This is a genomic window from Amycolatopsis sp. PS_44_ISF1 (assembly GCF_032335455.1).
Classification (GTDB): domain Bacteria; phylum Actinomycetota; class Actinomycetes; order Mycobacteriales; family Pseudonocardiaceae; genus Amycolatopsis.
This window is the reverse complement of the sequence record NZ_JANUXO010000001.1, coordinates 1,505,755-1,517,751: the sequence shown is the minus strand read 5'-3', so window position 1 is coordinate 1,517,751 and position 11,997 is coordinate 1,505,755. Positions and strand designations below refer to the sequence as shown.

The 11,997-nt window shown below is 70.9% G+C and carries 13 protein-coding genes; 5 read left to right on the top strand and 8 right to left on the bottom strand.

All coding sequences use genetic code 11. The features are described 5' to 3' along the window. Window positions 1–18 precede the first annotated feature (18 nt). Window positions 19–549, top strand: coding sequence for a TetR/AcrR family transcriptional regulator (locus NYF13_RS06875; RefSeq protein ID WP_315654960.1), 531 nt, complete (start codon window positions 19–21; stop codon window positions 547–549). Between the two features lie 157 nt (window positions 550–706). Here the strand turns inward: NYF13_RS06875 and NYF13_RS06870 are convergent, their stop codons facing one another. Beyond that, window positions 707–1,132 (bottom strand): PPOX class F420-dependent oxidoreductase, encoded by a 426-nt coding sequence (locus tag NYF13_RS06870; RefSeq protein ID WP_315654958.1) that lies wholly within the window; start codon window positions 1,130–1,132, stop codon window positions 707–709. Window positions 1,133–1,361: 229 nt separating this feature from the next. Between NYF13_RS06870 and NYF13_RS06865 the strand changes: the two genes are divergently transcribed. The 4 genes from NYF13_RS06865 (at window position 1,362) to NYF13_RS06850 (ending at window position 6,215) form a co-directional block, all read left to right on the top strand. Further along, complete coding sequence (locus NYF13_RS06865; RefSeq protein WP_315654954.1) at window positions 1,362–1,889, top strand: MarR family transcriptional regulator; 528 nt, start codon at window positions 1,362–1,364, stop codon at window positions 1,887–1,889. Beyond that, entirely contained in the window at window positions 1,886–4,501 is a 2,616-nt protein-coding gene (locus NYF13_RS06860) for an MFS transporter (RefSeq protein WP_315654953.1), read from the top strand. The genes NYF13_RS06865 and NYF13_RS06860 overlap by 4 nt, the downstream gene beginning before the upstream one ends. Beyond that, window positions 4,498–5,322, top strand: coding sequence for a YceI family protein (locus NYF13_RS06855; RefSeq protein ID WP_315654952.1), 825 nt, complete (start codon window positions 4,498–4,500; stop codon window positions 5,320–5,322). Before NYF13_RS06860 ends, NYF13_RS06855 begins: the two co-directional genes overlap by 4 nt. Window positions 5,323–5,540: 218 nt before the next feature. After that, window positions 5,541–6,215: a DedA family protein gene (locus NYF13_RS06850; protein WP_315654949.1), complete on the top strand. Its 675-nt coding sequence runs from the start codon at window positions 5,541–5,543 to the stop codon at window positions 6,213–6,215. On the opposite strand, the gene NYF13_RS06845 is transcribed toward NYF13_RS06850, so the two are convergent. The 7 genes from NYF13_RS06845 to NYF13_RS06815 form a co-directional block, all read right to left on the bottom strand. Beyond that, window positions 6,212–6,625: a VOC family protein gene (locus NYF13_RS06845; RefSeq protein WP_315654948.1), complete on the bottom strand. Its 414-nt coding sequence runs from the start codon at window positions 6,623–6,625 to the stop codon at window positions 6,212–6,214. The two genes, NYF13_RS06850 and NYF13_RS06845, sit on opposite strands and share 4 nt — an antisense overlap. A gap of 210 nt (window positions 6,626–6,835) precedes the next feature. Next, window positions 6,836–7,579, bottom strand: coding sequence for an SDR family oxidoreductase (locus NYF13_RS06840; protein WP_315654946.1), 744 nt, complete (start codon window positions 7,577–7,579; stop codon window positions 6,836–6,838). Further along, on the bottom strand, window positions 7,576–8,211 hold the full coding sequence (locus NYF13_RS06835; RefSeq protein WP_315654944.1) for a nucleoside/nucleotide kinase family protein: 636 nt from the start codon (window positions 8,209–8,211) through the stop codon (window positions 7,576–7,578). Before NYF13_RS06835 ends, NYF13_RS06840 begins: the two co-directional genes overlap by 4 nt. Continuing rightward, window positions 8,208–9,056 (bottom strand): PfkB family carbohydrate kinase, encoded by an 849-nt coding sequence (locus tag NYF13_RS06830; RefSeq protein WP_315657241.1) that lies wholly within the window; start codon window positions 9,054–9,056, stop codon window positions 8,208–8,210. The genes NYF13_RS06835 and NYF13_RS06830 overlap by 4 nt, the downstream gene beginning before the upstream one ends. A 7-nt stretch (window positions 9,057–9,063) precedes the next feature. Beyond that, complete coding sequence (locus tag NYF13_RS06825; RefSeq protein ID WP_315654942.1) at window positions 9,064–9,882, bottom strand: ATP-binding cassette domain-containing protein; 819 nt, start codon at window positions 9,880–9,882, stop codon at window positions 9,064–9,066. Beyond that, on the bottom strand, window positions 9,879–10,874 hold the full coding sequence (locus tag NYF13_RS06820; protein WP_315654941.1) for an ABC transporter permease: 996 nt from the start codon (window positions 10,872–10,874) through the stop codon (window positions 9,879–9,881). The genes NYF13_RS06825 and NYF13_RS06820 overlap by 4 nt, the downstream gene beginning before the upstream one ends. Then, the gene (locus tag NYF13_RS06815) at window positions 10,871–11,890 is read right to left on the bottom strand and encodes a substrate-binding domain-containing protein (RefSeq protein ID WP_315654939.1); all 1,020 of its coding nucleotides are present in this window, start codon (window positions 11,888–11,890) and stop codon (window positions 10,871–10,873) included. Before NYF13_RS06815 ends, NYF13_RS06820 begins: the two co-directional genes overlap by 4 nt. Window positions 11,891–11,997 lie beyond the last annotated feature (107 nt).

Sequence of the window (11,997 nt, the reverse complement as noted above, 5' to 3'; positions counted from 1 at the left end):
GGACGGTACAGTCAAGCTGTGCCGAAACCGTCCGCCCGTGAGCGCGTCCTCGACTCGTACGAGGTCATCCTGATCGAGCGGGGGCCGCTCGAGATCACCCTCGAGGCGGTGGCCGCGCGGGCCGGGGTGTCCAAAGGGGGCCTGCTGTACCACTTCGGTTCCAAGGACGCCCTGCGTGACGGCTTGCTCGAACGGCTGGTCCGGCTCAACGCCGAGGACATCGAGCTGGCCCGCGCCGCCCCGGAGGGCGTGGTCCGCTACTACCTGCGCACGGCGATCACCGACGTGACCCGCAACCGGCCGCTGCACCGCACGACGATGGCGACCCTCCGGCTGGTGCTCAACGACCCCACCGTGGCCGAGGTCTCCCAGCGCTGCATGAACGACGTCCGCGAACTGCTGCTGGAGAACGCCGAGGACCGGCTGGCCGCCGAACTGGTGATGCTGGTCGGCGAGGGCCTCTACATGCGCGCTGCGCTCGGCGAGGAGAACAGCGGCGGCCTGCTCGACCAGATCGACGACATCGCCGGGCGGCTGGAACAGCCGTGAGACGGGCCCGCGGGGCCAGGTACCGGGCAAAGGCCGGCCCCGCGAAGCAGGCCAAGGGCAGACGGGCCGGGCGGAAGCAGGCGGGCGACACCGAATCGACCGGGAGCAGGCCGGGCGGAGAGCGATCGGAAGACACCCGCCAACCCGGCCCGGCCGCTCACCGCGCGACCCCGTAGACCCGTTCGATGCGCAGCGTCAGCACCAGACGCTGGTCGGCGACCATCGCGGCGCGGTACTCGGACCAGTCCGGGTGCTCGCCGCCGATCTTGCGGTAGAGCTCGATCAGGGCCTCCACCGTCGCGTCGTCCGCAGCGGCGGCGACCGGCGTGAGTTCCGCAGTGCCCTCCGCCACTGCGTACGACCAGCCGTCTTCACTGGCCACGTGGTAGCTGACCCGGGGATCGCGCCGCATGTTCTTGGTCTTCGCGCGCGTCTCGGTGATGGAGACGAGCAGGGTGCGCGCGTCGGCGTCAAAGTGGTGCGTGACGGTGGACAGCTGCGGGCGGCCGTCACGCTTCAAGGTGGCCAGCACCCCGTTCCGCCGGGAGCCGATGAGGTCGTACAGCGCTGTGTCGTCGGTCATACCCGTATCAACCCGTGGGTCACCGGCTTGTTCCCGCCGGTGACCGGCCACCGGACGAACCGGACCAACCACCACAAGTAAATCTGCTTGCATGCAACAACTAAGGTGTTGTCCGACACAACCAGCCGGTTCCCGCTTGCACAAACGATGAATTGAGAACACCCTTGCTCTAGGCAACTAGTTGCAGCCGCCAAACAACGGTTCGTTTCACCGCGAGAAAGACCCAGCCATGACCCCGAACGGCTCCACCACCAGGCCCAAGGCCGAACTGGAACTGGCCGACCAGCTCAGCAACGAGCTGGTCCGGTTCATGCGCCTGATCACCAAGGCCAAGTCCCAGGTGTCCAAGCAGGGTCCGGACGGGATCGAGCGGGCCGCGTACGCGATCCTCTTCTGCCTCATCCACGAGGGTCCGCAGCGCACCAGCAAGCTCGCCGAATTCCTGCACTCGGAGATCTCCACGATCAGCCGGCAGTCGAGCTCGCTCGTGCAGCACGGCCTGGTGGAGCGCCAGGCCGACCCCGAGGACGGCCGGGCCTGCCTGCTCGCGCCCACCGCCGAGGGCCTGCGGGTGTTCGACGAGAACCGCAAGCAGCGCAACCAGTGGCTGGCCGACGTGCTCGGCGACTGGAGCCAGGAGGACCGCGAAACGCTGAACACCCTGTTCGAGCGGCTGAACACCGGTATCGAGAACAACTTTCCAACTCTGTCCGACACCCCCGAGGTGTCGCAGGCCAAGGGGGCCGCACCGCTATGACGTCCACTGTCGAGAAACAACCCCGGACCCAGGGGGGAGCGCCCGGGGCACCGGGAGCCCTGGGGCTGACCCACCGCCAGATCATCACGATCCTGAGCGGCCTGATGTGCGGCATGTTCCTCGCCTCGCTCGACCAGACGATCGTGGGCACCTCGATCGTCAAGATCGCCAACGACCTGCACGGCTTCGAGCTGCAGGCCTGGGCCACCACCGCGTACCTGATCACCTCCACCATCGTCACGCCGATCTACGGCAAGCTGTCCGACATCTACGGGCGCAAGCCGTTCTACCTGACCGCGATCACCATCTTCGTGGCCGGCTCGCTGGCTTCTTCGTTCTCGACCTCGATGTACGAGCTGGCCGCGTTCCGCGCGGTGCAGGGCCTCGGCGCCGGCGGTCTGATGTCGCTGGCCATGACGATCATCGGTGACGTGGTGCCGCCGCGGGAACGCGCGCGGTACCAGGGTTACATCCTGGCGGTCTTCGGTCTGTCCACTGTGCTCGGACCGGTGCTCGGCGGCTTCTTCGCCGGCTTCGACAAGCTCGCGGGCTTGGACGGCTGGCGCTGGGTCTTCCTGATCAACGTGCCGATCGGCATCCTCGCGCTGTTCGTGGTCGCCAAGGTGCTGAACGTCCCGCACACCCCGCAGAAGCACAAGATCGACTGGTGGGGCGCGCTGAGCCTGATCATCGCCGTGGTCCCGTTCCTGATCGTGGCCGAGCAGGGCCAGAAGTGGGGCTGGGGCGACACGAAGGCGATCCTCTGCTACGCCATCGGCGCGGTGGGCGTGGTCGCGTTCATCCTGATCGAGCGGATGATGAAGGACGCCGCGCTGATCCCGCTGCGGCTGTTCAAGAACTCGACGTTCACCGTGGCGATCATCGGCGGCGTCATCGTCGGTGTCGCGATGTTCGGCGCGATCACCATGATCCCGCAGTACATGCAGGTTGTGCAGGGCTACACCCCGACCGAGTCGGGGCTGCTGATGCTGCCGCTGATGGCCGGGCTGATGCTCAGCTCGATCGTGTCCGGCCGGATCACCTCCAAGACCGGGCGCTACAAGATGTTCCCGGTCATCGGCACCCTGCTGATCGCGGTCGGCGCGTTCTTCTTCGCGCAGGTCAAGTACGACTCGGCGGTGTGGCACCCGCTGGTCGCCGCGGCGATCATCGGCCTCGGCCTCGGCCAGTGCATGCAGACGCTGGTCATCGCGGTGCAGAACGCCGGTCCGCGCAGCGACATGGGCGCGTCCACCGCCTCGGCCACGTTCTTCCGCCAGATCGGTGGCACCGCGGGTGTCGCGGTGTTCCTGACCATCCTGTTCAACGTGCTGCCGGGCAACATCACCAAGGCGTTCGGCGGCAGCCTGCCGGCCGGCTCCGGGGGGCAGCTGGCCGACCTGCAGAGCAACACCAGCATCATCGAGAAGCTGCCGCCGGCCCTCAAAACGCCGATCCTGGTCGGCTTCACCGACTCGATCACCACGGTGTTCTACGTCGCCGGCGCGGTGGCCCTGCTGGCCACGATCGTCCTGCTGTTCCTCAAGGAGATCCCGCTGGCCGGCATGTCCGCGGCCTCGACCATCGAGGGCGGCGAAGCCCTGCTCGAAGCGGAGGACGACGCGCCCACCGAGATCGTCGAGCCGGTGGCCAAGCCGGGTTCCCTGTTCGAAGAGGCCCCGCGCGAGCCGGCGCTGGCCGGGGTGGGCGGAAGGCACTCGTTGAACGGGAACGGCCACGGCGACCCCGAAGCGATCTCCGGCTCCCTGCCCATGCCGATCACCGACTCGGTGGCGGGCGCGGGCGTCGGCCTCCCGACCGGCCACGGCGGACTGCCGGTGACCGGCCACGTGCGGCGGCAGGACGGCAGCCACGTCAGCGGCGCCGCGCTCACCCTGATCGACCAGCAGGGCCGTCAGGTGGCGCGGGCCACGGGCAACGGCGACGGCAGCTACTCCGTGCCGACGCAGGGCCCCGGCACGTACGTGTTGATCGTGGCGGCCCCCGGCCACCAGCCGCAGGCCTCCAGCGTGGTGGTCGGCGGCGGACCGGCCAAGCTGGACGTGACGCTGACCGGCTCGGGTGAGCTGACCGGCGTGGTCCGGTCGGTCGGGCTGGGCAACCCGCTGGTCAACGCGACGGTGACGCTCACCGACTCGCGGGGCGAGGTCAACGGCGCGTTCATCACCGCCGACGACGGCGTCTACACCTTCAACGGGGTCGGCGCCGGGCAGTACACGCTGGTCGCCAGCGGCCCGCACTACCGCCCCGTCGCGGTCACGCTGACCGTGCCGGACAGCGGCGTGCTGCGCCACGACGTCGAGCTGGCCGGGGCCGTGCTGCTCCAGGGCACCGCGCGCACCGAGGGCGAGCGGATCGTGCCGGACGCGAGGATCACGGTGCTGGACGCGAACGGCAACGTCGCGGCCGTGGCGCGCACGGACGGTGAGGGCCGGTACGTGGTGAGCGACCTGCCCACCGGGTCCTACACGGTGGTGGCCAGCGGGTACCCGCCCGCCACCAGCCAGGTTTCGCTCAGCGACGGCGAGGCCGAGCACGACGTCCGCCTGAGCTACGACCAGGCCTTCGACGAGCTGGTCGAGCGGCCGTGAGCGGCGGCCTGCGCGCGCAGCTCCGCGCGAACGGCGGCTGGCCGGTCGAGAACGCCGTGCTGACGGTGACCGACCTCAACGGCCGCCAGGTGGCGCGGCAGGTCACGGACGCGAAGGGGGCGGTGGCCACCGAGCCGCTGCCCCCGGGCGTCTACACCGCCGTGATCACCGCACCGGGCTACAACCCGATGGCGCGCACGGTGCAGGTCGGCTCGGACGGAGCCGGACTGCTGGGCGACATCTCCCTCGCACCGGTGGCCGACGCCGTGGAACTCCCGCCGGCGGGCCCGTGGACCATCGACCCGGTTCACTCGTCGGTGGTCGCGACCGCGCGGCACATGGGCATCGCCAGCATCAAGGTGCGGTTCCCGGACGTGGGCGGGCGGATCGACATCGCCCGCCCGGCCGAGCGGTCGAAGGTGCACGCCGAGATCAAGGCCGGCAGCATCGAATCGGGCATCAAGATGCGCGACGACCACCTGCGCTCGGCGGAGTTCCTGGACGTCGACGTGCACCCGGTGATCGGGTTCGAGAGCACCGGGCTCTCCCAGCGGGGCACCGACACCTGGACGCTGGCGGGCCACCTGACCCTGCACGGCGAACGCCGTCCGGTCGAACTGGCGCTGCGGTACAACGGTCACGGTCCCGACCCGTGGGGTGGGGTGCGTGCGGCCTTCCACGCGGAGACGCAGTTGCACCGCAACGATTTCGCCATCAACTACAGCGCGATGGTGCGCGCCGGGGTGGCCGCGATCGGGACCACGGTGAAGGTGGAGCTGGACATCGAGGCGGTGCAGGGGGAGTCGCTGCCCCAGTTCTGATCTGCCCCCTTCCGACGAAACGGCCGCCGGTGACAGGAACTGTCACCGGCGGCTTCTTCGTCGGACCGGCTGGCGTCGCGGGCGAACGGAGCCGATGCGATCCCTGAATGCACCATCGCCGTGAACGACCCGTTCACAGCAGGAACATCCGAAGTGACCGAGAGGCTGCACCCGATGGTTCGGCGTCACCCCGCGGGCCGGCCACGTAGGCTCGAAGCGTGAAGGTCGTGAGTGTCGAGGCCGCGGGAGTGGGCGTGAGCTGGCTGGACACCGCCGGCCCGGTGCTCGTGTGGGTCATCGTGCTGGGCTTCGTGTTCGCGGAGTGCGCGTTGATCGTCGGGCTGTTCCTGCCCGGCGACTCGTTGCTGTTCGCGGCGGGGGTGGTGCTCGCGCAGCACGGTTCGGACGCCAATGCCTGGCTGCTGTCCGCAGCGGCGCTCGTGGTGGCGGTGCTGGGGAACCAGGTGGGCTACTACATCGGGCGCGGCACCGGCACCCGGCTGATCGCGCGGCGGGGCGGGAAGGTGCTGAACCGGCACAACCTCGACCGGGCCCAGGCGTTCCTGGACCGCAGGGGGTTCTTCGCGATCGTGGCCGCACGGTGGATCCCGTGGATCCGGACGCTGGCCCCGCTGATCGCCGGGGCGGCGCGGATGGACCCGCGGCGGTTCATGCTCGCCACGGCCACCGGCGGGCTGCTCTGGGTACCGACGCTCGTGCTGCTCGGCTACTACGGCGCCGGACTGCTCGACGCGTTGCCGTGGGTCAAGACCGTCGCGCTGTGGGCGAGTGTCGCGTTCTTCGTGCTCGGCACCGGGTACGGCGTGTACCGCTACCGGCAGGAGATGCGCCGTCCGGTCGACGAGACCGACGACACCAACGCGCCCGCCTAGAGCTCCGGCTCCGACCAGATCTCCAGCTGGATGCCGTCCGGATCGCGGAACACGATCACCGACGAGCCCTCGAACGTGCGCGACTCGGTGGGCGGGGTGTAGGACACGCCGAACTCGTCCAGCCGCTCCTCCCAGTCACCCAGCTCGGCCTTGGACGAGACCGAGAACGCGACGTGGTCGAGGCCGGTGCGGCGCTCGTCGAACCCGCGGCGGCCGGTGTCCGGGTGCTGGACCAGGACGATGGAGAACCCGTCACCCGCCGATCTCAGCACCACCTTGTGGATACCCGTGTCCGGATCCTCGCGGCGGTGGGTCTCCTCGAGGTCGAGCACGCGCGCGTACCAGGGGACGCTGCGGTCCACATCGGTCACGGTGAGCGCCAGATGGTGCACCGACGTGAGCTTGGGCATGACTTGACCGGCCGTCCTTTCCGACCCCCCACAACGCACCTCGGTGCGATTCCACCGACGGTTCCACCCGCCGCCGGGCGTCACCCACCCCGTGAACCGCCGGCTCCGCCAGCGTGACACAGCCGCCGCACGACGATGGGAGGATTCGCCGACTTCCCCCACGAATCGTGATCTCCTCGTCTCCGGGCCTCCCACGATCCGGGACGGGGGTCAGCGTCCGCCGCCGACCTCCAGCACCGCGCCCGTGGTGAACGAAGCCGCCGGCGAGAGCAGCCACAGCACCGCTTCCGCGATCTCACCCGGCTCGCCGGGGCGGCCCATGGGGACGGTGGGAGCCAGCCGACGCAACCGGTCCGGCACGCCCGCCGCCGCGTGCAGCCCGGTGGCGACCAGCCCCGGCGCGACGGCGTTCACCCGCACGCCCTCCGCGGCGACCTCCTGCGCCAGGCCGAAGGTGAGCGTGTCCACCGCCGCTTTCGACGCCGCGTAGTGCACCCACTCCCCGGCCGAGCCGGTGCGGGCCGCGGTCGAGGAGATGTTCACGATGGCGCCGCCAGGGCCGCCGTGCTTCGTCGACAGCCGCCGCACCGCCTCGCGGCAGCACAGGAACACCCCGCCGACGTTGACCTCCAGCACCCGCCGCACGGTGGCCGCGGACTGCTCGTCCAGCCGTCCCGGGGTGTTGCCCGTGATCGCGGCGTTGTTGACCACCCCGGCCAGCGGTCCCAACTCGGCGGCGGCGTCGAACAGCCGGCGCACGTCCGGCTCGTCGGCCACGTCGGCGCGCACGGCCATCGACCGCCGCCCCAGCGAACGCACGCGGGCAGCCACTTCCCCGGCCGCCTCGGCGTCACTGGAGTAGTTGACCACCACGTCGTGACCACGCCCGGCGGCCAGCTCACACACCGACGCGCCGATCCCCCGGCTGCCGCCGGTGACGATCAGGACGCTCACAGCGCGAAGTTCACCAGGGGCAGGTTCTCCAGCACGAGGTCGGCGCGGTCCCGGGTGTTCGAGATCAGGTCCGCGTTGCGCTGGTCGGAGCCGTGCGCGCGCTGCTGCGCCTCGACCAGTGACCGGCCGTAACGGCGGTGGCGCGAAACCAGCCGCTCGATCCGCTCCGGCTCGTCCGGCGCCAGGTACCACGCCTCGGTGAGGTGCGGGCGCACACCGCTCCAGGGGTCGTCCGGCAGCAGCAGGTAGTTGCCCTCGGTGATGACGAGCTGGACCTCCGGCGCGACCGGGACCGCGCCCGCGATCGGCTCCTCGATCTCCCGGCGGAACTCCGGCGCGTACACGGTCTCGTTGCCGTCCGCGAGCCGGCGGATCAAGTGCACGTACCCGGCGGCGTCGAAGGTGTCCGGCGCACCCTTGCGGTCGGTGCGGCCGAGCCGCCGCAGCTCCACCTGCGCGAGGTGGAAACCGTCCATGCCCACCACCGCCGCGCGCGAGCCCAGCGCGTTCGCGAGCGCCCAGGCCAGCGTGGTCTTGCCGGACGCGGGCGCGCCGACGATGCCCAGCACACTGCGCTGCCGCGGCTTGGCCAGCCCTTCGGCCCGTGCCAGGAGGTCTTCGAACGCCGTCATCGCACTCCCTTTCCCAACTCACCGAGCGCGGCCGTCCACGACCGCGGTCCCCCGTGGCGGACGCGCTCGGCGGCCACCTCGTTCGCGTACCGGACCCAGCCGGCCACGTCGTCCTCCCCGCCCGCCACCGCGAGCGCGAGCGCGCCGTGCCAGACGTCGCCGGCGCCCAGTGTGTCCCGCGCGGCGACCTCGGGTACGGCCACCGCACCCGAGTCTTCCCCAGCGCGCCAGCGCACCGGATCCGGGCCCGCCGTGGTGACCACCACGGGCACCCCGCGCTCGGCCAGGCTCGGTCCGGGCACGCGGAAGGGCGCGGAGCACGCGGCGACGTCGACCAGCGGCAGCAGCTCGTCCAGCACCGGTTTCCAGCTTCCCGCGTCGAGGACCACCGGCACGCCGCCCTCCTTCGCGGCGCGCGCGACCTTCAGCGCCAACGCCGGGTGGTGGCCGTCGAGGAGCACCGCCCCGACGCCGTCCAGGTCGGGCTCAGGGACGGGGAACCCGGCCTGCTCGGCCGCGTTGCGCGAGACGACCGTCCGCTCCCCGTCGCGGTCGCGGACGGCGACCGCGCTCACGGGCGGCGGTTCCGCTCGTCCGGGCGCGAGATCGAGGACGCGGACCCCGCACGTGGCGAGGTCCGCGCGGGCGAGGGCGGCCAGCGGGTGCGCACCGAGGACCGTCGTCAACGTCGCCTCGGCGCCGAGCGCGGCCACGGTCACCGCGGCGTTCGTCGCGGGCCCACCGGCCGCGACGTCCACCGCGAGGGACTGCAGCTTCTCGCCCGGCGCCGGGAAATCGGCGACCCGCTGCACGAGGTCGACGGTGCACAGGCCCGCCAGCAGCACCCGCACCTCAGGTCAGCCCGGCGTGCGTCGCGGCCTCGACCTCGACCACCTCGCCCCGCTCGTCCAGCCGCAGCGCCCCGGTGAGCAGGCCGACGACCTGGTTCATCGAGTGCGTCTTCGGCGAGACCAGCGCGACCCGCCGGCCCAGCCGGTGCACGTGGATGCGGTCGGCGATGTCGAACACGTGCGGCATGTTGTGGCTGATCAGCACCACCGGGAGTCCGCGGTCGCGGATCCGCCCGATCAGCTCCAGCACCTTGGCCGACTCCGCGACCCCCAGCGCGGCCGTCGGCTCGTCCATGATCACGGCCTTGGTGCCGAACGCCGCGGCCCGCGCCACCGCGACGCCCTGGCGCTGCCCGCCGGAAAGCGTCTCCACGGCCTGCGTGATCGACTTGACCCCGATGCCCAGCTCGTCCAGGATCCGCTGCGCCTCGCCGCGCATCTCGGCGGTGTCGAGCTTGCGGAACACCGCGCCGAACGGCCCGCCGCGGCGCTTCTCCCGGCCCAGGAACATGTTCGACGCGATGTCCAGCGCCGGCGCGACGGCCAGGTCCTGGTACACCGTCTCGATGCCGTAGTGCCGGGCGTCCAGCGGGGTCTTGAAGTGCACGGTCGCGCCGTCCACCTTGATCTCGCCGGCGTCCGGGACCACCGCCCCGGACAGGGCCTTGATCAGGCTGGACTTGCCGGCCCCGTTGTCGCCGACCACGGCCAGCACCTCGCCCGGGTACAGGTCGAAGTCGGCGCCGTCGATCGCGGTCACCCGGCCGTAGCGCTTGACCAGGCCGCGGGCCGAGAGCGTGGTCTCCTTGGCTGAAGTCATGACTGCTGGCCCCTCCGTGCGATCCGGTCCACGACCACGGCGACGATCAGCAGGGCGCCGGTCGCGAGGTCCTGGTAGTTGCCGTCCACGCCCATCTGCGTCAGCCCGGACCGCAGCACCGCCACGACCAGCGCGCCGAACAGCGTGCCGAGCACCGAGCCGCGCCCGCCGAACAGGCTGGTGCCGCCCAGCACCACCGCGGTGATGGAGTCGAGGTTGCCGAGCTGGAACTGGTTCGGGTCGGCGTTCGGCGTGCGGCCGAGCGCCTGCCACGCGGCGATGCCGAAGCACACCCCCGCGACCACGTACACGGAGATGACCGTGCGGCCGACCTTGATCCCGGACAGCCGCGCGGATTCCGGTGCGTTGCCCACGGCGTAGACGTGCTTGCCCCAGGCGGTTTTCGTGAGCGCGTACCAGACGGCCAGGAACATGATCAGCGCGAGCGTCATGCCGTAGGTGATCGGGATGCCGCCGAAGAGGTAGCGCTTGGTGCCGAGCCACTGCAGCAGCCCGTCGGTGACCGGCACGGCCTGGCCGCCCGCGATCAGCTTGGCCACGGCGGTCAGCCCGGTGAACGTGCCGAGCGTGATGATGAAGGCGGGCAGTTTGATCCGGGTGGCCAGCGTGCCGATGAACAGCCCGACCACCACGGTCAGGATCACCCCGACGACCAGCGCGAACCAGCCGTTCGAGCCCGCCGCGGCCAGCTTCGCCATCACCAGCGTGGCCACGACCATGGACGAGGCGTTGGACAGGTCGATGCCGGCGATCAGGATGATCAGCGTCTGGCCGAGCGCCAGCGTGCCGACCACCAGCGACTGCTGGACCACTGTGGACAGGTTGTCGAGGTCGAAGAAGGTGTCCGTGGCCAGCGAGAAGACCACGATGGCCACGATCAACGCCAGGGCCGGGCCCACGGCCGGGGCGCGCAGGAGGAACTCGCCGAGCGATTCGCGCTCACGGTTCCCGGTCGCCGTCGCGGTGGTCATTTCGTGCCTCCCCAGCAGTTCTGCAGGCCCCACCCGGTGTTCTGGCTCGGCACGCCGGGCATCGGCTTGTCGGTGATCACCGTCGACCCGGTGTTGACGAAGCCGGTCGGCTTCTTGCCGGTCTTCGCGTACTGGACCGCGGCCAGCACGCCCTGCTCGGCCATCTTCTTCGGGAACTGCATCACCGTGGCGCCGTACAGCCCGTCCTTGACGTTCTGCACGCCCTCGCAGCCGCCGTCGATCGAGCCCATCACGACCGGCCCGGCCAGCCCGCGGGCCTTGAGCGCCGCGTACGCGCCGCGGCCCATCGGCTCGTTCATCGAGTAGACCGCGTTGATGTCCGTGGTGCGCTGCAGCAGGTTCTCCATGCCCTGCTGGGCGAGGCTCTGGTCGCCGTTGGCCGCGGTGTGGCCCTTGATCTGCGGGGCCGAGTCGGTGAGCCCGATGCCCTGGAGGAACCCGCCGTGGCGCTGGGTGTCCACGGAGCTGCCCGCGGTGCCGTCGACCATCAGCAGCTTCGGTTCGGTGCCGCCGAGCGCGGCCTTGACGTAGGAGCCCTCCTGACGGCCCGCCGCGAAGTTGTCGGTCGCGAAGGTGGCGTCGACGGCGTCGGCCGGTTCGGTCGCGGTGTCCAGCGCGATCACCAGGATCCCGGCGTCGCGCGCGTCCTTGATCGCCTTGAGCACGCCGGTGGACGAGCTCGGGGTGATCAGGATGGTGTTCACGCCCTGCTGGGTGAGGTTCTCGATCGCGCGGACCTGGCCGTCGTTGTCCCCGTCGAACTGGCCGGCCAGCGCGCTGAAGCCGGCCCCGTTGGCCCGGGCCGCGGCGGCCGCCGCGTTGCGGAGCTCCACGAAGTAGGGGTTGGTGTCGGTCTTGGTGACCAGGCCGACCTTGGCCTGGCTGCGGCCGGCCGTGGTCGTGCTGCCACCCCAGTGGCGCTCGACGGTGCACCCGGCCGTGCCGAGCGCGACCGCGGCCACCAGTGCCAGTGCGGTGAGACTGCGCTGTCTCATGGAGCTGCCCTCCGAATCGAGGTGCGAGGTTGCCGATGATCGGCAAAGTAGACAGACTCACACCGCGCCGCAAGCGTTTGCGCAAACGCTTGCGAGTGAACCTCGGT